A 24,531-nucleotide genomic window follows, 5' to 3' on the forward strand; every position below is an offset into this window, starting at 1 on the left:
GATGAAAAAAATGAAAAAAATGAGATTTATGCTTATTGTTTTATGCATACTCTGTTTTTCCTGTAAAAAATACCTGGATGTAAAACCTGATTCCTCACTAACGGTACCTAGTACTGTTGTAGACCTCCAAATGCTGATGGAAAATTATTCAACGCTTAATTCTCAATATCCTATTGCTGGAGAATTAATGGCTGATGATTATTATACCGAATCCTGGAATAATTTACCTGATAATTATAGAGATGCTTATATCTGGGGAGGAAGTGAATTTGATCAGGACGCTTCTTGGTTGTTCTCTTATCGACATATACTAACATTTAACAACGTGCTAGACAACATCGATAAGGTTTCTTTTAAAAAGAATGAAGCTGAATTGGTGAATTATGTAAAAGGCAGCGCTTTATTTTTTAGAGCCTTTTATTTTTATGGATTGACACAATTGTTTACGCGACAATATGATCCCAATACAGCGAAAAATGATCTTGGGATTGTAATTCGAAATACTTCTAACTTCAATATACGTTCTGTGAGGTCTACAAATGAAGAAACTTATGAAAAAATCATTTCAAATCTTAAAGAAAGTATGGATTTACTTCCAGAAAGCCAGAGCAGTCCAAATCGACCAACCAAAGCAGCTGCCAGTGGGTTACTATCTAGGGTCTATTTAAGTATGAAGGAGTATGCAAATGCAGGAAATTACGCAGACAAGGCTTTGGCTGCTAAAGCAGAACTAATGAACTTTAATGAATTGAATGTAATCAGTAATGCGCCGATTGGTAGGTTTAATAAGGAGGTGATTTTTCCAATGACCTCAGGGTCTTTGATGCCTGCAGTTGCGTTAGTCGATAGTACGTTGGTGAAATCATATCATGAAAATGACTTGAGAAAAAGCTGTTTCTATCGACCTTTTGCAAATGGTTATGCATTTAAAGGTGATTATGATGGAACAGGCTTTGGTGTTCGCCCGTTTATATTTGCAGGTATTGCTACTGATGAAATGTATCTAATTAAAGCGGAATGTCAGGCAAGGGCTGGAAATGTAAACAGCGCTATGCAAACTTTAAATAATCTTTTGATCACAAGATGGAAAACAGGGACGTTTATACCCCTTACAGCCCAGAATGCGAACGAGGCTTTAATTCATATTCTAACTGAAAGAAGGAAGGAATTGGTCTTCAGGACAGTAAGATGGGGGGATTTGCGGCGATTGCAAAATGATCCTTTGTTTTCTGTAACACCTAAACGTATAGTGAATGGCCAAGAATATACCTTGCGACCTAATAGCCCACGCTATGTATTGAAAATTCCACTCAAAGTAATTCAGGAATCGGGAATTCCACAAAACCCATAATGTAAAATAACAAACTATGAAAATACAATTAAAATTTCTTGCTGCCATAATGGTTGTAAGCATGCCGTGCTTTGCACAAAATTTAGCCTTGAGGGTAGGGCAACAACTGCCAGATCTGGAAATCAATAAAATCTTATATCATATATCTGGGACGGCTAAATTGTCTGATTTTAAAGGCAAGCTTGTTATCCTAGATTTTTGGTCAACGGCATGTGGCCCCTGCATAGAAGGAATGCCAAAAATGGATTCATTGCAGAAAGAGTTTAGCGATAAAGTAGTTATTCTACCCGTCTATGCATTTGGGAAGACCTTTACTGTTGATATTATTGAAAGAATAGATTCATTTTGGAAAACAAATAAGTATACGTCAAGTACAAATTTACCTTCTGTTTTGGACTCGGCTTTTGGTAGTTTTTTTCCTGTAAGAGTAGGATATCAGGTATGGATTGATAGCAATCGAATTGTTCGTGCTGTAACAGGACCCGAATATGTAAACAAAAAAGAAATCCATAAAGTAATAAATGGTTTATATCCACAATGGGAAAGTGAAATAAAGGAAAACTCATTGAATAAAACGGTAAGTGAGTATTTATCCAGAGCAGAATTTTCAGGATTGAAGGATCAGAACTATTCTTTTTTTACAAACTACTTAAAGCGAGTAGACACTAATAGCGATATCGTTAAATCAGATTCGCAAGTTCTTGTGAGTTATAAAAACTGTCCAATAATAAGTTTTTATTGGAAATACATACGTGCTAATAACTTGTTCCCTACGAATGTTGTAATAGAAACTAAAGACTCTGTCCGTTATTTCAAAAAAGGTTATACAAACGAATGGTTGAGAGATCATAGTTATTGCTATGAATTGAAGTTAAACCACAAAGTGGCTGATAAGGATGTAGCTGATTACATTAGGCAGGATGCCAATAAGTATTTTGGCTTGAATGGTAGATTGGAAACTAAGCGAGTAAGTTGTTTGATACTTAAAAAAGTAAAAAAAAGTGCTGGAATGCCTAATCCAGGCAGATTGTCGAAAACTCCCATCTCACAATTTTACGAGGAACTTAAGAGTAAGCAAAATTCATTATGGCAGACGGGGAAAAATGCTTTGCCTATACTGAATGAAATAGATCAAAAATCCATTTCAGAAATAAGTTACCCACAGGCACTTGATTTAACAAATATCCTGGAATTACGTAAAGTATTACGGAGCCAGGGTTATGATATAGTTGAAGAAAAGCGCACATTAAAAACCTTTGTGATATCAGAAATTAACTAATTATTCACCAATAAATAAAAACTAAAGATTATGAAAATTCTAAAATTCAGTTTAACAGCCATTCCCATTCTCTTAATTTTGGTAGGTGTGTTTGCTTTTAAGCCTTTACAAACCAAAACTACTGTTGAGTCTAAAAAGCAGGAAGTAACGTCAATAGGTAGATGGTACATTTACAATGGAATTGCGTATGGCCTTACTGATGCTCTAAATCCAATCAATTATCGTCCCTTAGCAGGCGGTGAAAATGTGAACATATTGTGTAATGGGTATCAAACTCTATGTGCTATTTATGCCGAACCAGATCCGATGATTCCTGGAAGACCATTGATAACTATGACTCAAGCTGTTTATTTAGCTTTGCTTGATTACTATGCTTATGGAATACAAAGCTTTAGTTATATGAAACTTAAAAATTATCAATAACGCTTCTATGATCAATCGTAACGTAGTCTTCGCATTTTTTTTCCTTGGCAGCCTTTTGTGTTCTTTTTTCTCTTACGGACAACAAAACGGACTGAATATAAATCTTAAGCTAAAGGGCTTAAGTTCGTTAAATTATGCTGTATTGTACAAATATAATGGAAACATAGCGGATTCCATCGCAAAACAAAAAATGATAAATGGTACTACAGTAATCCATGCATCTGTACAGATTGAACCGGGATTTTATTTTCTTAAAGTAGGTAATTTAAAGGAGACTTTGCCTTTGTTTATAGGAGCAGGAAAAGTCGATGTAACGGGTGAGGCGTCCTTGTGGCCAAAAGTACAGGTAACTGGCGCAGTGGACCACAAGGATTACCAGGATTATCATTTATTGACAGATTCTTTGGAAAGTGCTGGGCAGGCATTGTTTAAGGTCTGTACAGCTCTTCAGGATTCAAAAGATACAACCGCCCAGTCTGCTTTGCAGAATAAGATAATGAGTAACATCACGTCGTATGAGAAAAAACAGTTGGACTTTGTAAGCAGCCACCTCGATTCTTACTACAGCCCAGTAGTGATTAATAATGCTAAATGGGATTGGACAAGGAAGAGAGCTGCTTACGATAGGTTGACCCCATCAATTAAAGCCAGCAAATACGGGGTTTTCCTTGCTGAAAACATTGCCAAATGGAAAAAGGCTTCTGGCTTACTGGAGATAGGTGATACTGTTCCTGAGTTCATTGCCAAAACTGCCAACAATGCTGATCTCTCTTTACAAAAAGAAATAGCTGATAACAAGCTTACTTTAATTGACTTCTGGGCCAGCTGGTGTGTGCCTTGCCGGCAGGAAAACCCTAACCTCGTCAAGACCTTTCAGGAAAACAAATCTAAAGGTTTTGACATCATAGGGATATCACTGGATGAAAAGTCAGCAGAATGGAAAGCGGCCATTTCGAAAGATGGGCTGGTATGGCGGCAGGTTTCAGATTTAAAGGGCTGGGCATCGCCTATTGCCAAGCTTTATTTTGCGGGAATGCCTTTTAATTATATCCCCCAGAATTTTCTGGTAGATGGGAAAGGAAAGATTCTTGCCAGGAACCTACGTGGCGATCAGTTGAGCAAAAAGGTTGATGAACTATTAAAAGGGAACAGCTTATGAAAAAGGCACTGATTTTACTATGCTGCTTTTTTATGGTAATGGCAGCAGATGCACAGGGCAGGAAAGCCCGCTGGAACTTTTCAGCCAAGAAAATAAAGCCGGGCTTCTATGAGCTGCATTTTACTGCTGAGGTTGAAGATGGCTGGAATATTTACAGCCAGTTTACACCGAAAGGTGGGCCATTGCCAACTTCCATCACCTTTAGCCCTAATGACAATGTATTGCTAGGTGGCAAGGCTAAAGAAGTAGGTTTCAAGCGGGTAAAGCATGAAGAAGTGTTTGGGGTAGATGTGCACTACTTTGCTGAAAAGGTAGATTTTGTACAGGTGATGAAGTTGAAGGTGGTAAAGCCGGATCTAGTAAAAGGTAAGATCAACTTCATGACCTGCGATAAGCATCAATGTATAACCGATGAAGTGGAATTTAATATTCCACTTAAATAAAAGATCCCGTTGGTTAATGCTCGAATATTGGTTAAACGGTGAAGAATGTCCGGAGCGGTAAAGAGCGCTCCGTTCCGGCTTCTTAAAAAAAATAAATTATGAAAGAAACTAAAATGATACCCTTTAACCAGGAACCGGTATTGGATACCGAGAGCCTGATGGCAGGATTAGGCATAACCAGACAAGAGGCCAATGCGCTGCTCTGGAAAATGTTTGATGATGATATCATAGACCTGATACCGAGACTGAATGAAGGAAGAGCTGTTGTTTAATGAACCATTTCCTGCCGGTATTGAGCAGCACATCCCTGCTTTGGAAAAGGTGCTTTCAGCGTTGCCGGAAAAGGGTTACCTGACCACCTTGCATGAATATGCCCTTGACGACCGGGTTTTGCTGCACAAAATGATATTTCGTTTTTTATCCTTTAGTTTCGGGGAAACGGTTAAGATGCTGCAAGGGCTGATCCTTTACCAAAAGCGTGGCAGCAAACTGAATGAAATTGAAAAAGAAAGAATAGAGCAGGTAACCCTTGTACTGATGCGGCGTGCAAGGGATTACCGGCAGGCCGGCGATTTGGTAAAGGCTGTTGAACTGGCCTTTGTGGTGCTGACAACAATTGAACCGGAACTGGAATATACAGAGATTACGGACTGGGTTTACGATACCATCCTGGAAGATGCGTCGGATTTTATGACAGAGCTGGTAAAGTGTGAAATAGCACTGGATTTGAAACAGGAGCTATACGAAATGATACAGGCTTACCTTAAAGCATGGAAGCCCAGGTGCGGCTATATGAAAGGGGATTGTGAAGAGTGGCTGAAGGCTTTGGATAAAAGGCGTTTTTTTAAATGGTAGTTGAGCAAAATTTTGATAAAACAACCAGGGAATTTATAGCATTACCCTATTCCGGATTGGGGGCGACAGGCAATCCGGTAGTATTAACCTTAAACAAACAATTATGGAAAACTCTACTTAAAGCAAATTCAGTTTCAGGATTATTTATATGAGAACGCACGAAATCAATAAACCAAGTATAAATAATATAAAAAACTAACCATGAAAAAACTATCTAAATTAACCGATCAAATGATCATACTGTGGAAACAATGTGTAATTGATTACCTGGAAAGGCTGTACGGAAAACCACTAAAGGAACTGGCCGAAGCTTTGCTGATGCCGGGGGCTTTAACACCCCGTTACAGGCGTAAGGGCTATATTTTGCAGTACCAGGATATGCCGGTGTTTGAAGCGCATTACCTGAAAAGTGGCCTGGTCAAACTGTACAGCATTGATGCGCAAAGTGGTGCCGAGAAGATCTTTTACATTTGGGAGCCCGACAGCGTTATTGTGATGTATGAAGAGTTTAGGGAAAACCTGCCCAGTGGTGATTATTTCATAGAACTGATAACCGATTGCGAGCTGGTTAGCATTACCAATATGTGTATGGAGGGGATTTATGAGCAGCACCCTGCTGCGCACGACCTGACACATAAAATAACCAGTCAGCAGAAAAGGCGCAACTGGCAGCAAATGAATATTTTACTTACTCCAGCTAAAAGCAACCGGTTTGCGATGTTTGAACAACGGTTTCCGGGTTTAAGGGGAAAGCTGTCGAATGATGAGATTTGCAGCTTTATAGGGATAGGTGTGGCTACACTTACCAATTCGAAAAACGAGTAGGTTGGTAGAAATAGCTTCTGTCTGTGTAAGGGCGGGAGCTATTTTTTAAGAAATATGACCGAATCCAATGCAATATATAAGTGCAGAATGACCTGTGTTAGAAGATGTGGTGATAATTGCAAAAAATCTCATCGACGAATTAATATTTACTCCGGATATGTAAATAAGAATTTCGATACACTCGGAAAAGAGTTTGTATTTTATGGTGGTTTAAATGATGCTGATAATAAGATTGTTACCCAAGAGTATGTGCCCGGTGAAAAATATGATGCTGTTCTTGTTCTAAGAAAATAATAAGTAAATTTGAATTATGAAACCAAAGAAAAAAAACAAAGAAAAAACGGTTGAAGTGCCGGAAAAGGTTTTATTGTCTTTAGTTGCTGCTAAACTAAGAGGCAGGGACTTATTCCCTGAGCTTACGAAAAGAGCCAAAGAGTTTATGGAAAAGGCTGATTTTAGTGGAGTGTTATAAAGCGATAGAAGCATACACCTACATAAAGCCAAACCCAATCATTAATGCAATGATAGACTAAGGATTTTCGCTGTTGGCTTTTATATGTGATAAAACTCTTTCATGAATTTTATGAACGATATAATTGCTCCATAAACGCCAATAGAACGCGGGTTTGATGTTGTGATAATACCAGGTAGTACCCTCAAGTCTGGTATGCCCATTAGCTAGCCTGGTTAGCTTGAACTGACCTTTTTTAGAAACAAAATAATCATGCAGGTGAGGTGCATCTACATCCCAAAAGCTAATTTCTTTCATTGGTGCTGGTTGGGCCAATACCTTAAACTGCAATAACCGGGGCTGGTTCCATACAGTGATTGGTTCTATAAAACTTCCAGTAGTAAAGTTGCAGTGCCTGATTGCGCCAACCCCTTTACCTTTGATTACCGCGTTTATTGGGTATGCTATTCCTGTTTGAAATATGAATTCTGTTGGTTTAGCAAGCTCTGGAAATTCAATGACGTTATGCCAAACTACTTCCGGACTTGCTTTGATCTCTATCGCTGTGCTAACAGCGTTTAACTCTGGTAAAACTTCCTTCTCTACAAAAGCTGTTGTAGGTATGGAGCAGATTAAAATAAGCAGCAGCACCTGGGAACCATTTTCCCGCTTATAGAAAAGATTAGCAAGTCCGCTTCCCATCCAGGTAAGTAACAGTGCAATTGGAAGCGCCATGGCAATACAGATTAAGCCCTCTATTGCGAATAACAGAAGCAGTAAGCATAGCACAAAGAATGATAAAAAGGCAGCGCTATGGCTTCGGGGAACATTTCTTTTGTGGTGGTATAGTGTTGTTGCGCAAAAGCCAATAAGTATTGGCAATAGAATAAATAGTGCTATACCATAAGTTTTGAAGTAATAAATTGTAATGATACTGAATAAGCCAGCCATGACAACGGTAATTGCCACTGAGACCAGCAGCCGCGCCCGGCTGTCTTCTGGTAAAATAGATCTGAGGTTAATCATATCCAAAGTTATTTGTTTTATGGATAAGTAGGATGGCCAGAACAACAGCTGGAGCATAAAAAATTAAATTGAACCTCGTATTTTGGGTAACTTAATTATGGTTCCATGAGATATATACTATTTTTCGCTTTCTACTTTATAGTCATTTGTACTGTTGATGCTCAAGATACAATGGTGGTAAGAAAATCAGCCATCATAATGTCTAATGCAATGATAAAAAATGATCTGGAGACATTGGCAGACTACACTCATCCAAAGATTTTAGCCGCTATGGGTGGGAAGGATAAAATGATTGCACGGACAAAAGCTTCAATTGCGGAAATGAAAACTGGTGGAGTGACTTTTCGGGGTGCTTCAATCGGGAAAATAGGTCGGTTTTATACCAGTGGAAAGGATTTGTATTGTCTTATTCCTCATGAAATATTAATGAACACGGAAGGTGGTTATTTGAGTAGTACTTCTTCGGTGTTGGGCATTAGCCATGATAAAGGTAAAACCTGGAAATTTGTGTCTGCTGGTAACATTGGCAAAAAAAGGCTGAAAACCATATTTACAACATTGCCGGATGGACTGCAAATTTCGCCGCAAACTACGCCGGTTTTCCATAAGGAGTAATATGGCTGGAACAATATTTCTTCTACGGACATTGTATTGTGGTTTCTTCAATGTACCGGTTTAGTTGCTGATTGCAGTAAGATGACGCTCCAATATTAAGATTTCGATTCTCTAAAAATAGCTTCTGCTCACATCGGGCGGGAGCTATTTTTGTTTTAAGCTTAAGGCAATTTATTAAACAAAGAATGATAAAAAGATTGAATAAAAGATTTTGGTTTCTGCTGGCGATTGATGCGATCAGATACTTGTTTATCCTGCTGTTTTTATATGCAGCGTTTAGCAAAGTTTGGGACTTTCAGAAGTTTAAGGTGCAGCTGGGGCAGTCGCCAATATTATCAGATTTTACTTTGCTGGTTGCACTGCTTGTGCCTGCGGTTGAAATTTTGATTGCTGTTGGTTTGGCTTTTAGAAAGACTTTGCTACCGGCCCTTTGGGCCAGCTATGGCTTGATGATCATGTTTAGCTTGTACATCATAGTGATTTTGAAGTTCAGTGACAGGCCGGTTTGCCATTGTGGTGGTGTTTTGGAGCAGATGCAATGGTCGGAGCATTTGTGGTTTAATGCAGGATTTGTGGGGTTGGGGGTATTAGGGTTGTGGTTGGGGTTTTACCACCGGTTTCGTGATGCTGGTACGCTAACCCGTCATCTCGAACCGCAGGGAGAGATCTCTTGTTTAGGCATAGTTCAAGAGATCCCTCGTCGCTGCGCTTCCCTAGGGATGACGGGGTGCGTTAAAGACGACCGCTTTAGGCATGATGACGAAGCGGTTTAAAAATATTCAATGCGCGTTGAACAGGTGGAAGCCGAAAAACCTGATTAAAACAGAGTAGGCATTAATCTTATAATTTATAACAAAATGAAAAAACAATTTTTCACATTCGTTATTGCGGCCGTATGTGTCGCAAGCACTGTATTTGCGACTGCAAAACCAACAACAAGTGTTTTACTGGGATCGCCTTACAATGACCAGGGTGAATGTACTACCCCGGGCAATGTAATTGGCACCTGTGATGTAAACTACACGGGCAATGCCTGCCAGTTGCTGGCCGGTGGTGATGCTTACCTGCAGGATACAGAGACTGGCCTTTGTACCATTCCACTGTACAGACAAAACTAGATATCCCAATTTAGTTGACATCCTTAAACGGCCCGCTGCATTAGCGGGCTGTTTATTCCAAACCTTGCTTTATATCCCATAATCCATTTGCCTATATGAGAAAATTCTACTACTTACTGATCATTGTTGCTGTACTTTCATCTTTACCTATTCTGTATTTAACCATCCGCTATGCGGTTAAACAGCGTGCTGCTACCTATAACTTTAAAAGGAACCTGCTTGGGGTGGTTAAAGGCCATAGGAACCTGCTTGGGGTGGTTAAAGGCCATAAGGCCATCGATATAAAATACAATTCGTATTACCTGGCCGGTGAGGCTGGAAGTTCGGTTTACCTGGCCAGCGGAACGGCCATAGGTCATTTGCTGAAGGTTGGGCCTTTGTTAAGGGATACAGTAAGTATTAACCTTGAGCTGAACAGGCAGGAGGTAAAGTTAAAGGGCAGTTATAAGGCTTATGTAGATTCCAGTTCTTTTTACCTGTACAATGGATTGGAACGCAGCATCCTGAAAGGCATGACGGGTGTTTGGAAGGCAGCGGTGTATGGGATAAAGGCGCCATACTTTGCACAGCTGCAACCTTTGGGTACACAAACGATGTTTTTCCGTTTTATAGACACCGATACCCGGGCCAATAGTTTGCGTAAGGTAACAGGGAACGGAGAAAGCATGAGCAATACCGGGATATTTGAAAAGCAGGTAGATGGTTTGTTTTGCACGGATGGCATGCTGAGGTATAACCGGCAGCTGCACATGCTGACCTATGTGTACCATTACCGCAACGAGATCTTGCTGATAGATACCAACCTGAACCTGGTAAAGAAAATAAAGACGATAGATCCGATTGATTCGGCCCGCTTTAAGGTAGACCAGCTGCGTGCTGAAAAGTCTTTCACTTTTGCTTCGCCTACTTTAATGGTAAATGCAAACTGTTCAAACCAGGGTAAATATTTGTTTGTGCAATCGAAACTGATGGGTAAGGATGAGGATTTGATGCTGTTCAGGAAAAGTGCGGCAATAGATGTGTATGATCTGGAGAAACAGGTATACTGTTATTCGTTTTACCTGCCCAAATATAAGGATGTACCCATAAGCAGTTTTAAGGTATTGGGAAACAGTTTGTATGCAGTGGCAGGGCAATACCTGACCAGGTATGCGCTGGAATTGCCGGAGTAACTATTATGGTCGATTTCCCGGAAGGGGCTGTGGGATAGTTCTTTGATTTATGATTTGGTGCAAAATTTTGAATATTGCATCAGTATTTTGTGATAATAAATTAATTAAATTTCTTTTTGATTAATCAATCTCTTTTGTTTAGCTTTGCTTTAGCAGGGTGCAGATAATAGGATTTTTAAACTTAAATAACGAAATTTGATGAAATACCAATTGATTATGCCATCGTCTATAGATCATTTAAGGAATGCTATAATTGATAAGCTCATGGCTATTTCTGATAAAGACTATTTAACTGCATTAAATAAGCTTATAGAAACTGCAGTGGCAAACAATGCGGCTGATAATTCAGACAAAGAAGAACTGCCAAAACATGTAGTTGAGGGGATTAAAAGAGGGCAGGCAGATATGCAGGCAGGTCGCAGCATTTCACTCGAAGAGTTTAAACAAAAGCTAGCTGCGAAATAGTGAGTCACCCAATTTCAGTCTCAAAAACTGCTTTAGAAACTTTTGAGACAATTCGGAATCAAATACGGGAGCGTTTGGGAAAAAAAGCAGTTGAAGATTTTGAACGAAACACAATTAAGATTTTGACGCTTATACAACAATCGCCCTATATGTATAAGGAAACGGAACTAAATCCTAATATTAGAAAAGGGTTAATCAAGAAAGTATCATCTGTATTTTATGAAATTAAATCGGACAGAATAGAAGTTCTTTTTTTCTGGGATAACAGACAGGAACCGATGTTGTGAGTTGCTTTTGTAATCTGCAAAAGCGAAGGTGCCGGAATGATCGGGCCTTCAATTGAAATTAACGTTTAAACATAATGGGCAATAATGAATTGTTGCTTAACATTTACAAGATGAAAGACCGGCAGGCTTGCCTGGTTTTTAAAAGCACGGGTAAGCCCTGTAAGCTCTTTAACTTAATAGAAGTACTGCACTTTGCAGGCGAAATGAAACTATTAAGTGCAGCAATGGATACCGGAGCCGCACAAAACTATGCTTATACTTTACGGAGTGCCGATGGGCTGGAACGCAGGTTAATCTGTTGTTTTGTACAGGAGGTGGTAAAACTGGAGCTTTGGTTTAAAGCGCAGCTGAAGTTTAGCTGGCAGGGCACGGCAAAGGAGTTCCGCGCTGCAGTAGATAGGATGCTAGCGAAACTGCCGCACTTCTTTTAAAAAAACTGGCATGATGCCAGGCTGATGCTATCGTTGCTAACCACAGCTAAAAAAGGTTGCAAACGTCAATGAACCCATAAAATTTAAAGACATGGGCAAGTACAAAAAGGGCATCCTCGGCCCCTTCAGAGGAAAGGTTGGCACGACCGTAGGATCTAGCTGGAACGGAATTTTTTACCTGAAAAGTTTACCAGATTTTGGGGACTATGTGCCCAGCACAGCACAGTTAAATGTGCAGGCCAAAATGGCCTTTGTAACCGGCTTTTTGAAGCCACTTAAACCACTGCTGAACATAGGTTATAAGCTGTTTAACAAGGGCATTACGCCTATGAACAAGGCAACTTCTTATCACCTGAAGAATGCGGTTACGGGTAGCAGTACCCTGAACTATGCCATTGATTATACCAAGGTAATGATCAGTGAAGGCAATTTGCCTGTAGCCGATGATCCTGAGGTGAACGTTACAGTTGCCAACCAGCTGAACTTTAGCTGGGTTGACGATTCGGACCCGGAGAGTACCAACGATACGGATATGCTTACTGTACTGGCGATTAACCCCACAAAAGGGAATTATACCAAAAAGGTTAATGCTGTACCAAGATCGGCCCAAGCTTATGTGCTTCCGGTACCAGGGTATAGTGGTGATGAGGTGCAGGTGTATCTGTTTTTTGTAAGTGCTGATGGTAAGCAAGTGAGTGATAGTGTGTATGTAGGGGAGTTTATAGTGCTTTAATTTAAAGGGGTGGTGCGCGGCACCACCCTTGATTGCTAACATTAAAAGTTGATGATGCTGTTATGAACCATTTACAAACAACAATTAACCATACCGCCTGGCACCTGATGAACTTTATGATGATGCAGATTATCGGGTATTGTTTCAGGCTTGCATTTGAAAAGGAACTGTCCGATTTGAAAGGCCTTGTTCATCCCGATTCGTTTTGCGAAATGGAAAACGACAAACGTGGTGGCATAGATATAGAACTGGAACTGCTGGATGCTTTGGAAGACGAGTCTAACAGGGTATTGTTGGATTCTATACACCGGATTGTGAATTGCCGGAATGTACTGGCGATGATCAATAACATAGACCCGGAAAAAGCTTTGGTAGATAAGCTGGCCATTCAGTACGCCAATAACATACATGAGTTTGGTGAGATAATGCCCGAAGATTGTAGCGATTACAATACCCTGGTGCTTTGGGGGTACGAGCTGTATATGGATATGTTTTACCAGTTGTACCTCTGTTCGGAGATGTTTAACCAGGGCACCACAAATGTAGTGACCAAAAAAGCGTATGATGAATTTAATGCTGCGCTTGATCAGTTGATGATGGGAAACCTGGTTCCGGAAAATAAGAATGCGCAGCTGCTATTGGGCCTTATTGAAGACTTGCAGGAAGATTGTGACAGGATTTTTGAAAACGACTAAATTTTAAGAAATGGCTAGGTATAAAAATGGAATAAACGGGCCATTTAGTGGCAAAATAGGTAATGCGGTAGGAGTAAATTACCGCGGTATTGATTACATGCGCAGTTTACCAGAGTTTACGCAAAAACAGCCAACAGTAAAACAACTGAATCAGCGTGTTCTGCTGGCTATGGTAAGTAGCTGGCTGGCACCTTTAAAAGCGCTGATATGGATTGGCTATCAGGTTTTTACCGGCAGTAAAACACCAATGAACGGCTGTGTGTCCTTTCATTTAAAAGAGGCGGTTACAGGTAATTCGGCCGCCGATTATGCCATCAACTTTGCAAAGGCCGTGTTTAGCCGCGGAGAGTTATTGATCTCTTTAATTAATCAGGTATTGGTGTTAATTGATGGGATACTGCGCATTGAATGGGACAATGCCTTGCCCTCGGCTTTTAACAGGGATGACGATAAGGTTAATGTGGTTATTTACAATCCGGCAAAGCAGAAGTTTGTAACCTTTAAGGATGTGGCACAAAGAGGGGATAAGCAGGTGGATTTACAGCTGCCGGCAAACTTTACCGGGGATAGCCTGCATGTATGCACTATGTAAATGTGGAAGGAAATGCGGTGAGCACGACGGTTTATATTGGCGAGCATTTGCTGGCTTGAGGTTCTTTTTTGTGTTTTTAGGAGGGGAACGGTATAGCATATTGCCCAGGTAATTTTGGAAAAGCCAATCGGACTTAGTGGAGATGTTTTCGAAATGTGTGTTTCTATGGGCTTGGTGCGTGTTTTTTAGCAGAAATGTTTAGCAGAAAATTTTTTTTCAAAAAAAAGTAGAGTGCAGGGGCGCTGCACTCTGGTTTTTTAGGTTTGGGGAGTTCTGTTAAGTATCAGCAGGATGATTATTAACATGAAAGTATTTATGTATATGAAGCACTTCGAAAAAAAATGGATTAAAACTATCGCTGTAATGTTTTGTTTTTTTATGCCTTTTATAGGATATACACAAACATCGCAAACAAATATAATAGCTCCCTCACCAACAGCCGCGGCACTTGGTAAGTACGGGGATATGCCAGTATCTACCTATACCGGCATACCCAATATTAGTATTCCATTATATAATGTAACAAGTGGGAGTTTGAACCTTCCATTGAGTTTAAGTTATCATGCTTCCGGGATACGGGTAGAGGAAGAAGCTTCCTGGTGTGGTTTGGGCTGGAGCCTAATTTCTGGCGGGGTTATCACAAGGTCTGTTAGAGGACTGGATGATCTTGCAATAAGTTCCGGTTATACCTCATATCCTGATTACATTTTACCGGTTACAGCAAATGAGTCGAATGATTATTTGCCAGGCAGTAATATTTGGAGCGATCTTTATTATTTCCGAGATGTGCATGGTGGTGCTAAAGATGCAGAACCTGATGTATTTTACTTTAATTTTTCAGGTCATTCTGGTAAATTCTTTATAAACCAGAAGGCGAATATAAATGCTCCATACACTTTTAATGTAGAATCACAGGAGAAAATAAAGATCAGTGTAGCACTAACGGGAGATAAATATGTATGGACTTTTATAACCGCTGATGGTACAAAATATATATTTGGCACAGAAGAAAAGACACAGACATTTAATGGGTCGTTTAACTATTACGAACCGTCCCCAGATGCAATACCAGGAGATTACAATCCTAAAATCATTACTTCATCGTGGTATCTGGATAAGATTATTTCACCGAATGGCGATGCCATTGATTTTGTGTATACGGCTCCATCTTTAAAGGGAAGCAGAAAAGCGATCAGTAAAAGTGAAGAACGAATCTATGTACTAGGGGTCACATCAAATGGTACTCCCGGCTGCCCGCCTGACCCAATCCCTCCCAGACATTCCTATATGAGCTCTTTAAGTATAGTTTTTGATGTCTATCTGAGCGAGATCAATTTTAAGAATGGAAATATTAAATTTAATACTTCTGATAGAAATGACCTTCAACCTATGCCCGGCAGTTCAATGCCTAAGAAACTGGATAATATAGTTATATCGGCAGTAGGGCTTGATGGAGGACTACAAGTAATTAAGGAATTTGAATTTGGATATGATTATTTTTTGAATTCGGATGCACATTTAAGCTATACTTTAGCGCCGGGGGTGCCTACATATAGCTATTCTACCACTTATAGTGGTAAGCGGTTAAAGTTATTAAGTTTAAGAGAAAAAAACGGTTCAGTTCTCTCTTCTCCTTATGAGTTTTCTTACCAAACTACTTCATATGTTTATGGAGATATACCCGACAAGTATTCTAAATCCAGAGATCACTGGGGCTTTTTTAATAATGCAAATAACGTTAAAATCCAGGATCCCATTAGTACTTACGGATATGTAAGCACGTTATTGCCTCCTTATCTTGATGTTGCTGCAAATAAATATTATACCGGTGCTGACAGAAAAATTAATGAGGAGCAAATTACCTTGGGCATGTTGAAGGATATTAAATATCCTACAGGTGGTACAACGAGTTTTGTTTACGAAAGTAATGATTATTCAAACTTCCCACCTGAAAACAGGAGGGATACAATTAGTCATGTACTATTAGCTGTTGGGGAACTCGTTCCGCCGGAAGAACTGGAGGATCCAGTTATTGTAGGAACTGCCAATATTAATATGAGTGAAACAGCACTTGTTAATTTACTAGGTTATGCCTTTTATTCTGAGGAATACTGTAATAATCCTTTATCTCCATATGGTGGTACTTGCTCCGTAACTATTAAAAATACAGGGACTACGCCATATTTTCTTAAGACGATTGTACCCGTTTTTGATTGTAATAGTGGGGGAGCTGCTATTACCCAATCTGTTAGTTTACCAGCAGGAACTTATGAAATAAAAGTATTTGCAGATGCATATGCCGTAATTGGATTTTCAGCAACATATGAACAAATACTTGCCGAGCCATTACTATCCAAGAAAGGTGGAGGTGTACGTATTTTAAGAACCATTGATTACGACGGTATAGACCATGCCAACGATGTTATTAAAAAATACAAGTATACCCGTACAGAAAACAACATTGAAAAGTCCAGTGGACGTTTAATGACACCCCTAAATTATGAATATCTATATAGTATGCAAGGAACCAGAGGATGTGGAGATTCTGGCTCCGGAGTTGTTTTTGAGGCCACTTATCTTAGCAGGTCTTCCCAATCTAATATAGCGATGGGAAATTCTGCACAGGGGAATCCTATTGGATATAATGTTGTAACAGTATTGAATGGAGAAAATGGGGAAAATGGAAAAACCGTTTATACCTATAGAAATGGTGCTGAAGAATTAAGCAGTTCTTTTTTTCCTAACATCCCCAATCAGCCAAATCCTGGAAATGGGTATTTGCTAAATCAAACAGATTATAAAGCAGTTCAAGGTGGCCTCTTTCGGAAAGTTAAGGAAATCCGAAAAGAATATATAGATGAGCCAGATTTAAAGCGAACTGTAAAAGGATTCAGGATGATGGGTGGGGAAACAATTGATGGGGCTATTTTAAATGGGACACCTTATGTGCCGCCAATTAAATTCTATGATAGCGTTTCTGAATGGTGGCATCCATTAATAGATACGGTAATAACTTATGATCCAAATGATGAATCGAAATTTTCGTTGGCCACTACAGAATATTTCTATGAGAACCTTACACATCAGCAACTCACTAAAACTATACAGAGCCAGAGTGACGGTAGTAAGATTATAACCAAATATACTTATCCAGCTGATTATGTTTCTATAAATACCGGAACTATTGGTTATATGAAGGGAGATCTTCATATGCATAATGCAGTTATAGAGAAAGTTGTAGAGAAAGAAAAGGACGGTGTAACTAAAACAATTGGTGGAACTTTTACGAATTACAAAGACGTAGATGGTAATGAAGCTGCTGGAAGTGCACTGCCAGCTAAAATTAATGTTTTAAACTTAAATGCGCCTAAATCATCTTTCGTTTCTTCTTTAGCTACTGGTACTGCTGCTGATCCGGAGTATATACAAGTGCAGTCAATTAAGTACGATACCCATGGACATACAATAGAAACAACTAATAAGGAGCATTTTACGACTTCATATATTTGGGGATATAATGGTGCCTACCCTGTAGCAGAGGTAAAAAATGCTAAAAAGACAGACGTATATTATAACGGTTTTGAAGACCTTACAGGTAATAGTACCGATAGTAAAGCAGGGTTATATAGTCGTACTGGAGGTTATCTGTATACGATAAGCGGTTTAAGCAATGGTACTTATAATTTAAGCTATTGGCAGAAGTCTGGAACCAGCTGGAATAATATTAATGTTAATAATATAGTTGTTACAGGCAATTCATACACCATTAACCTGGCAGGGCATATTGATGAAATTTGGTTCTATCCAGAAAATGCTCAAATGAGCGCTTATACCTTTTCACCTCTTATGGGTATGACCAGCGCTACCGATGCCAAAGGCATGACCACCTATTATGAATACGATAGTTTCCAGCGGTTAAAGTATATCAAAGACCAGGATGGGAACATTGTCAAATCTTACGATTATCATTATAAACCTTAATGCTCCGTATCATGAAATTATATCAGAATTTAACGCCCCAAAGGGCATGGAAATATATCGCTGTTTGCTTAGTGGCAGGTTTTACCAGTTCAAATGCCCAGCACCTTACGCTGAACACTTACAGCAACCAGACTGAAATTAAAGCTACCGGGAGTATAACGCTGACGGATGGATTTTACATCCCTGCGGGCAAGAATGTAAGGATCTTTACCGGGGCGAGTTTCCAGCAATGTGTGGACCTGGTAAGTACCCCAAGTGCAGATCAGAATTACATCAGTACCAAGGTATTTAAAAAAGAAGGGGTAAATGAAGGGAACATCAATGCCACACTGAGTACCTGCGAGGTAAACCAGACCGTACAGTATTTTGATGGATTGGGCAGGCCTTTGCAAACGGTGACGGTACAGGGCAGTCCCGGCTTTAAGGATGTGGTGCAGCCTGTTGACTATGATGCCTTTGGCCGGGAGCAGTTCAAATACCTGCCTTACTCTACTGTTACAGGTGCCAATGGCAGCTTTAAGCCTTCTGCAATAACCAGTCAGGCAGGTTTTTACAACAGCCCCCCGGCAGGTGTGGCCACGATTACAAACACGGCCTTTTCAGAGAGCAGGTTTGAAGCCTCACCATTGAACCGGGTACTGGAACGGGGATCCCCCGGTGCCAGCTGGCAGCTTAGTGCCGGTCATACCCAGAAAATGGAGTACGGCTCCAACAACAGTACAGACTATGCAGTACGGTTGTATCAGGCTGTACCCTCTGCAACCCCCGGAGAAGAACACAAACGGATACTCAGCGGAACAGGTTATTACACTGCCAATGAACTGTACCTGAGCATCAGCAAGGACGAGAACTGGGCAAGTACCGATGGCAAAGCCGGTACCACAGAAGAATATAAGGACAAAGAGGACAGGGTAGTGCTGAAGCGTGTATTTAATTATAAAAATGATGTGACTGAAACCCTAAGCACCTATTATGTGTATGATGACCTGGGGAACTTAAGTTTTGTGCTGCCACCAGGTGCAAACCCGGATGCCCTGGCCCTGCCTTCCCAGACACTGCAGGACCAGTTCTGTTACCAGTACCGTTACGATGGGCGTAAAAGGCTGATTGAAAAGAAGCTTCCGGGCAAGGACTGGGAATACATGGTGTACAACAAACTGGACCAGCTGGTGCTGAGCCAGGACTCCTTGCAAAGGGTAGCTAACCAGTGGCTGTTTACCAAATACGATGCTTTGGGCAGGGTAGCAATTACCGGTGTATACGGAGATGGGGCTTCCAGGAGCAGCCTGGCCGGTACATTGAACAGCCAGAGCGTACTTTGGGAAAACAGGCTGGGTAGCGGGACCGATTATGACAACGGTTCATTCCCTCAGAACAACATTGCCTGGTACCATACGATCAATTACTACGACGATTACAATTTTCCGGGCAATAGCTTTCCCCAGCCTGACGGGGTTACCCAGATGTCGGCCTCCAGGGTAAAAGGACTGCAGACGGGCAGTTTTGTTTACCAGGTGAACAGCAGTACCCGTTACCTGAGCGTGAACTATTATGACAAAGATGGCCGGGTGCTCAAAACAGCAGCAGAGAACCATTTGGGCGGTACAGACCTTACGGAGAATACCTGGAACTTTGCCGGTGAGCTGACGGGCAGTACCCGTACCCATAGTAGTGGCTCGGGCCCAGCCACTACTATTGCCACCCGGCATGAATACGACCATATGGGAAGGAAGAAGGCGACCATGGAATCCATTAACGGTCAGCCTGAAGTGGTGCTGAGCAAGCTGGACTACAATGAACTGGGGCAGCTGAGCAAAAAATGGCTGCACAGTACAGATGGGAATACCTTTTTGCAACATACGGATTATGCCTATAACGAACGGGGCTGGCTGAAGCGGAGCATTTCAGGCGAGTTTAGCATCAGGCTTGGTTATGACACCCTGGGTACTCCACAGTACAATGGCAATATTACGAGCCAGGAATGGGGCACTGGCTATACCTTTCCGAGCATTTACAATTATGGATACGATAAGCTGAACCGTTTGCTGAGCGGGGTAAGTACCGGGGCGATATCGATGAGTGAAGTGCTGAGTTATGATGTGATGGGCAACATCAGTACCCTGAACAGGGATGGAGCAGGAGCGGGCAGCTATATTTACGAAGGCAACAGGCTGAAGAGCATCTCAGGTGGCGGGCTGGCTGCCGGGAGTTATGCCTATGACGGGAATGGGAATGCGGTTACCGATGGGCGTACCGGTGTAAACTTAACCTATAACCACCTGAACTTACCCATCACTGTTAATGGATCGGGACTGAACATTGCCTATACCTATGATGCAATGGGCAGGAAACTGAAAAAGGTGAGTAACATGGAGGCCCCTTCAGATTATGTGGATGGGGTACAATACACCGGAGGGGCAATAGAGTTCATCATGACCGAGGAGGGTAAAGCGAGGAGCAATGGTGGTACCTACAGCTATGAGTATAACCTGACAGACCATTTGGGTAATGTGCGGTATACGTTCTACCAACACCCATCATTGGGTACCTTACAGCCGCTTCAGGCAGATGATTATTACGCTTTTGGTAAACAAAGAGTTGCAAGTGCAGGAGTGAATAAATATCTTTACAATGGCAAGGAGTTGCAAAGTGAGCTGGGACAGCTCGATTATGGCGCAAGGTTCTATGATCCGGTGATTGGAAGGTGGAATGTGGTGGATCCGTTGGCGGAGAAATATCATAGCTATTCTATATACTCTTATGTAGTCAATAACCCGATTGCTTTGATTGATCCAAACGGTATGGAAATACAAGAGATAGCGGGCGGGGTTAGATTCACGAAAGAAGACGCACAAAGTGCTTATCGTGTATTGACTAGTAAGGCTAAAAATGTTTATATGGCAATTGTTGGGGAATCAAGTGTTAGAAGCCGTATTAATGAGTATCAAAAGAAGAATGGGAACGGACAATGGGCTGGGTTTGCAGCCAAAAATTTTTCTCAGGCTAATTTAGCTATGAGTGTTTTTGGTGATAAGAGCATAAATAATTTCGTTTTAGAAACGCATGGTGGAAATGATGGTGCCGAATCTTTCATGAGGATTAACGAGGATGGAAGCAGCAATCCAGAAAGTTATATCTACAATAATGAAGTAAGTGATTTTAATAAAGGCATTCAGAATCCAGAGGTTTCTCAACTAAGTGCAATGGCCAGTAAGGTAAAAGACGGAGGAAATTTTATATTAGCAGCTTGTTATGTAGGTATTGGTGAACCTGGGAATAAATTTGGACAAAATTTAAGTAAGCTAACTGGGGATAGGTTAAATATTTTTCTACCTCAAAGTTTTGTACATACAGGAAGGATAAGTAATCCCAGCGGGACAACAATCCAATTTGATGGAAGTTTAAAGGTTGATAATGGTAAAGGGTGGTTAGGGGTGACTCCTAATGGGAGTATGCAAAATATTAACAAAATATTGCTTTCACGAACTACGTACCCACCGGTAAGGATAATAAAATAGAGATGAAAAGTTTAATTGCATTAGTCATTATTGTATTCGGTTTTACCATAGGTGTAAAATCTCAGAATCTGGGGACTTCTCCTCAAAAACCAATCAAGCCGACTCTTTCTATGCCAATGTGTAAAGACAGTTTGAAGTTAAGAAAAGATATTAAAAAACTTAAAACATTGAGAGAGATTTATAGTAAGTTAGAAATGGAAAATATTAGCATAGTTTATCAATATGAATTTTGTATTGATAAAACTGGAAGTGTGATATTGGGAAAGCAAGATGATCGTATTTATTTCAGTGAGTTAAATAAATATATTGAAACTGTCTTTAAAAATTATAAATGGGTACCTTCTCATAAGCTAAGTTGTAAGACATGTGTTGTTAAGAGACTAGCTGGCGTTGATATTGTTTTTGATACAACTGAAAAGTACATCAGTTTTGCTGTTACAGTAAGTGGAACAGGCCAGAATGCTTTTTATGAGAAAGTAAATATGAAATAATATTCAAACTTTTACAGCTTGTACCTCCAAATTAAGAATACCCGGGGCAGTTTTTTAGCCCCGCATTTTTTGGGTTAAGCTCCATTTTTTTGTCTGTCTAATGAAAAAAACCTGCTTAATGATATCTTAAAGCCTGTTTTTTCTTCAAAAAATCGTTTTAAAAATTATTTTCAAATAAATGTTGCGGGGCAAACTGGTTGCCCTTTGCTGTTTTATATTGGTCGGTACCAGGATGCATGTAGCACCTGTTATTTGAAACCATATAAATGAGAAGTACCAAATTAAAAGCCTATACCCTTACGGAGATCCTGGTGGTACTGGTGATCATCGGAATCCTGATCCTGTTGGTTCTGCCCAACCTGATGCCCTTAATTACCAAGGCGAAAAACACAGAGGCCAAAATGCAGCTGCAGCATGCCCATCAGCTGGAAAAGACCTTCTTTTATGAGAAGTCCAAATATTCAACCGATCTGGCCGAGATTGGTTACATCCAGGAAAAGCTGAGTACAGACGGCAAGGATGGCAAGGCCAATTACCGCCTGGAAGTGGTTTCGGCCACGGGCAACACCTTCGTGATCCGTGCCACAGCCGTGGTCGATTTTGACGGCGACGGGTTATTTAATGTATGGGAGATTGACCAGGACAAGAATTTAAGGGAAACCGTGCAGGACTGATGTTTAGTATAATTTTGATAAGGCTCTTACTGCTGCTGATCTTATTGGTGATGGGCATCCAGGATATGAAATTCCGGGCCATTTCCTGGTACCTGTTTCCCGTACTGGCTATCGTTCTGTTGTTGCTTAACCCCTCGTTAAGCCTGCAAAACTGCTTGCTGAACATTGGCTTTGTTGCCTTTGTACTGGTACTGCTGACCGCTTGGTTTTCTTTAAAGCAGGGGAGCATGGTAAACCTTACCCGGCGGCATCTGGGTATGGGCGACATCCTGTTCCTGTTGTGCCTGGCCCTTTTCTTTTCGCCGGTCGATTTCTTTCTGTTCTACCTGTTCAGCCTGTTGCTGATCTGTATGGGTACCGGGGCATACCTGCTTTTGCGCAGGCCTGCAAATTTTACAATCCCACTAGCGGGGTTGCAGGGCTTTGTTTTGATCCTGCTGCTGCTGGCTTCCTGGATCTGGAAAACAGCGCCGGGCAATGGCGATTTTTTAACTGATCTTTTATCAAATGCTTATGAAAGAGGTTAAACAGGAACTGAGCGTAAACCCTGCATTGATCCATGAGCTGACCATGGAACAGGCCTGGTATTACAGGATTTTTCCGGAAGAACTGCTGGCGGATACCTTATGCCTGTATTGTGAGGAGGGTGCAGATGTGGCCGCCTTAACAGATGAGCTGGAGGTTTTACTGGGCAGAACCATTGTTTTGCAAACGCTTGACCCGCTGGTAATGGCCAGGCTGCTGAACCAGTATTACATCAGGGAAGAGCAGCAGACCAGCATCGGCAACCTGACGCATGACCATGCTTCTGATGATTTCCTGGAAAACCTGATTGCTGAGGCCAAGCGTTTAAAAAGCAGTGACATCCATATTGAAACTTACGAAGAAAAATGCAGGGTGCGGATCCGGATTGACGGGATGTTGATTGAGCGTTACCTGTTGAGCCGCCTGGAATACCCGGCCATCATTAACCGGATCAAGATTCTGGCTAACCTGGACATTGCAGAGAAAAGACTGCCGCAGGATGGCAGGATCAACTTTAAGACTGCCCAGCACCAGTTTGACATCAGGGTATCGGTGCTGCCCACGCTTTATGGCGAAAAGGTGGTGCTCCGCTTATTGAACAATGATGCCACCAATATAGACCTGTATACCCTTGGCTTTGCTGAAGGGGATCTGAACAATTACCTGGAAGGGGTAAAAAGGCCCAATGGCATTGTACTGATCAGCGGGCCAACAGGCTCTGGTAAAACCACCACCCTGTATGCTACATTGAAACTGCTGAACAAGAACACCAGGAACATCCTGACCATTGAAGATCCCATTGAATATACGCTGGACGGCATTAACCAGGTACAGCTGAAAGAGAACATAGGCCTGACCTTTGCTGCGGCACTCCGCACTTTTTTAAGGCAGGACCCGGATGTGATCATGGTTGGGGAGATCCGCGATCCGGAAACGGCCAATATGGCCATACGCGCTGCATTAACGGGTCACCTGGTGCTTTCTACCATCCATACCAACTCGGCCTGGGGCACCATATCGCGTTTGATGGATATGGGCATTCCGCCTTTTTTGGTGGCCAATACCTTGAATACCTCGGTAGCGCAGCGCCTGGTGCGCCTGCTTTGTCCGCATTGTAAAACCCAAAGCAGCATGGAACACAGCCTGTACCCTAAAAGTTTTAACCCGCCCGAAAAGGTGGATGTGCATTGGATGGCAAAGGGCTGCGACCAGTGCTATTTTACCGGTTATAAAGGCCGTAAGGCAGTATATGAAGTGATCCCGCTGGACCAGGAGCTGGCCTTCCAGATCAAGGCAGGCAACCAGCAGCCTGAGGCCTTATTAAAGGAACGGGGAATTTATACCATTGGTGAAAATGCTTTTGCGCTGTTTGCCCATGGCCATACCTCATTAGAAGAAGTTTACCCGCTATTGTATAATTAA

General features: G+C 41.3%; 25 protein-coding genes. 24 read left to right on the plus strand and 1 reads right to left on the minus strand.

What is annotated here, in order from left to right:
• Position 1: 1 nt before the first annotated feature.
• From PHEP_RS05380 to PHEP_RS22155, 9 genes are all read left to right on the plus strand, one after another.
• Positions 2 to 1,351, plus strand: a complete 1,350-nt coding sequence (locus PHEP_RS05380) for a RagB/SusD family nutrient uptake outer membrane protein (RefSeq protein WP_012781237.1) — start codon at positions 2 to 4, stop codon at positions 1,349 to 1,351.
• Positions 1,352 to 1,367: 16 nt separating this feature from the next.
• Entirely contained in the window at positions 1,368 to 2,630 is a 1,263-nt protein-coding gene (locus PHEP_RS21510) for a TlpA family protein disulfide reductase (protein ID WP_012781238.1), read from the plus strand.
• A 30-nt stretch (positions 2,631 to 2,660) separates the two neighbouring features.
• Entirely contained in the window at positions 2,661 to 3,053 is a 393-nt protein-coding gene (locus PHEP_RS05390) for a hypothetical protein (protein ID WP_012781239.1), read from the plus strand.
• Positions 3,054 to 3,060: 7 nt separating this feature from the next.
• A complete protein-coding gene (locus PHEP_RS21515) occupies positions 3,061 to 4,212 on the plus strand; it encodes a TlpA family protein disulfide reductase (RefSeq protein ID WP_012781240.1) in 1,152 nt (383 codons plus the stop codon).
• Positions 4,209 to 4,655, plus strand: coding sequence for a protein-disulfide reductase DsbD domain-containing protein (locus tag PHEP_RS05400; RefSeq protein WP_049772215.1), 447 nt, complete (start codon positions 4,209 to 4,211; stop codon positions 4,653 to 4,655). The genes PHEP_RS21515 and PHEP_RS05400 overlap by 4 nt, the downstream gene beginning before the upstream one ends.
• A gap of 98 nt (positions 4,656 to 4,753) precedes the next feature.
• On the plus strand, positions 4,754 to 4,927 hold the full coding sequence (locus PHEP_RS22150) for a hypothetical protein (RefSeq protein ID WP_012781242.1): 174 nt from the start codon (positions 4,754 to 4,756) through the stop codon (positions 4,925 to 4,927).
• Positions 4,905 to 5,510 (plus strand): hypothetical protein, encoded by a 606-nt coding sequence (locus PHEP_RS05405; RefSeq protein WP_012781243.1) that lies wholly within the window; start codon positions 4,905 to 4,907, stop codon positions 5,508 to 5,510. The genes PHEP_RS22150 and PHEP_RS05405 overlap by 23 nt, the downstream gene beginning before the upstream one ends.
• A gap of 201 nt (positions 5,511 to 5,711) precedes the next feature.
• Positions 5,712 to 6,335, plus strand: coding sequence for a Crp/Fnr family transcriptional regulator (locus tag PHEP_RS05410; protein ID WP_012781245.1), 624 nt, complete (start codon positions 5,712 to 5,714; stop codon positions 6,333 to 6,335).
• 310 nt (positions 6,336 to 6,645) lie between these two features.
• A complete protein-coding gene (locus PHEP_RS22155; protein WP_012781247.1) occupies positions 6,646 to 6,807 on the plus strand; it encodes a hypothetical protein in 162 nt (53 codons plus the stop codon).
• Between the two features lie 57 nt (positions 6,808 to 6,864).
• Here the strand turns inward: PHEP_RS22155 and PHEP_RS05420 are convergent, their stop codons facing one another.
• Positions 6,865 to 7,812 carry an SRPBCC family protein gene (locus PHEP_RS05420; protein ID WP_143715699.1) on the minus strand — a complete coding sequence of 316 codons (948 nt, stop codon included), beginning with the start codon at positions 7,810 to 7,812 and terminating at the stop codon, positions 6,865 to 6,867.
• Positions 7,813 to 7,917: 105 nt separating this feature from the next.
• On the opposite strand from PHEP_RS05420, the gene PHEP_RS05425 reads away from it, so the two are divergent.
• The 15 genes from PHEP_RS05425 to PHEP_RS05500 all read left to right on the plus strand — a co-directional run bounded on the left by PHEP_RS05425 (position 7,918) and on the right by PHEP_RS05500 (position 24,531).
• Positions 7,918 to 8,427, plus strand: a complete 510-nt coding sequence (locus tag PHEP_RS05425) for a hypothetical protein (protein ID WP_143715700.1) — start codon at positions 7,918 to 7,920, stop codon at positions 8,425 to 8,427.
• Between the two features lie 185 nt (positions 8,428 to 8,612).
• On the plus strand, positions 8,613 to 9,200 hold the full coding sequence (locus PHEP_RS05430; RefSeq protein ID WP_012781250.1) for a MauE/DoxX family redox-associated membrane protein: 588 nt from the start codon (positions 8,613 to 8,615) through the stop codon (positions 9,198 to 9,200).
• Positions 9,201 to 9,284: 84 nt separating this feature from the next.
• Positions 9,285 to 9,545: a hypothetical protein gene (locus PHEP_RS05435; protein ID WP_012781251.1), complete on the plus strand. Its 261-nt coding sequence runs from the start codon at positions 9,285 to 9,287 to the stop codon at positions 9,543 to 9,545.
• Between the two features lie 95 nt (positions 9,546 to 9,640).
• On the plus strand, positions 9,641 to 10,717 hold the full coding sequence (locus tag PHEP_RS05440) for a hypothetical protein (protein WP_012781252.1): 1,077 nt from the start codon (positions 9,641 to 9,643) through the stop codon (positions 10,715 to 10,717).
• Positions 10,718 to 10,915: 198 nt separating this feature from the next.
• The gene (locus PHEP_RS05445; RefSeq protein WP_012781253.1) at positions 10,916 to 11,182 is read left to right on the plus strand and encodes a hypothetical protein; all 267 of its coding nucleotides are present in this window, start codon (positions 10,916 to 10,918) and stop codon (positions 11,180 to 11,182) included.
• A gap of 361 nt (positions 11,183 to 11,543) precedes the next feature.
• Positions 11,544 to 11,900: a hypothetical protein gene (locus PHEP_RS05455; protein ID WP_012781255.1), complete on the plus strand. Its 357-nt coding sequence runs from the start codon at positions 11,544 to 11,546 to the stop codon at positions 11,898 to 11,900.
• A 91-nt stretch (positions 11,901 to 11,991) separates the two neighbouring features.
• Positions 11,992 to 12,633, plus strand: coding sequence for a DUF6266 family protein (locus tag PHEP_RS21520; RefSeq protein ID WP_012781256.1), 642 nt, complete (start codon positions 11,992 to 11,994; stop codon positions 12,631 to 12,633).
• A 62-nt stretch (positions 12,634 to 12,695) separates the two neighbouring features.
• Positions 12,696 to 13,328: a hypothetical protein gene (locus tag PHEP_RS05465; protein WP_012781257.1), complete on the plus strand. Its 633-nt coding sequence runs from the start codon at positions 12,696 to 12,698 to the stop codon at positions 13,326 to 13,328.
• Between the two features lie 10 nt (positions 13,329 to 13,338).
• Positions 13,339 to 13,920 (plus strand): DUF6266 family protein, encoded by a 582-nt coding sequence (locus PHEP_RS05470; RefSeq protein WP_012781258.1) that lies wholly within the window; start codon positions 13,339 to 13,341, stop codon positions 13,918 to 13,920.
• Positions 13,921 to 14,241: 321 nt separating this feature from the next.
• Positions 14,242 to 17,901, plus strand: coding sequence for a hypothetical protein (locus tag PHEP_RS05475; protein ID WP_143715701.1), 3,660 nt, complete (start codon positions 14,242 to 14,244; stop codon positions 17,899 to 17,901).
• Between the two features lie 11 nt (positions 17,902 to 17,912).
• On the plus strand, positions 17,913 to 21,419 hold the full coding sequence (locus PHEP_RS05480) for a DUF6443 domain-containing protein (protein WP_238326545.1): 3,507 nt from the start codon (positions 17,913 to 17,915) through the stop codon (positions 21,417 to 21,419).
• A gap of 2 nt (positions 21,420 to 21,421) precedes the next feature.
• The gene (locus PHEP_RS05485) at positions 21,422 to 21,910 is read left to right on the plus strand and encodes a hypothetical protein (protein WP_012781261.1); all 489 of its coding nucleotides are present in this window, start codon (positions 21,422 to 21,424) and stop codon (positions 21,908 to 21,910) included.
• A 266-nt stretch (positions 21,911 to 22,176) separates the two neighbouring features.
• Complete coding sequence (locus PHEP_RS05490; protein WP_012781262.1) at positions 22,177 to 22,584, plus strand: type IV pilin protein; 408 nt, start codon at positions 22,177 to 22,179, stop codon at positions 22,582 to 22,584.
• Positions 22,585 to 22,598: 14 nt separating this feature from the next.
• Positions 22,599 to 23,111, plus strand: a complete 513-nt coding sequence (locus tag PHEP_RS05495) for a hypothetical protein (RefSeq protein WP_143715702.1) — start codon at positions 22,599 to 22,601, stop codon at positions 23,109 to 23,111.
• A complete protein-coding gene (locus tag PHEP_RS05500) occupies positions 23,098 to 24,531 on the plus strand; it encodes a GspE/PulE family protein (RefSeq protein WP_012781264.1) in 1,434 nt (477 codons plus the stop codon). Before PHEP_RS05495 ends, PHEP_RS05500 begins: the two co-directional genes overlap by 14 nt.

The sequence above is a fragment of the Pedobacter heparinus DSM 2366 genome (assembly GCF_000023825.1).
Taxonomy (GTDB): Bacteria; Bacteroidota; Bacteroidia; order Sphingobacteriales; family Sphingobacteriaceae; genus Pedobacter; species Pedobacter heparinus.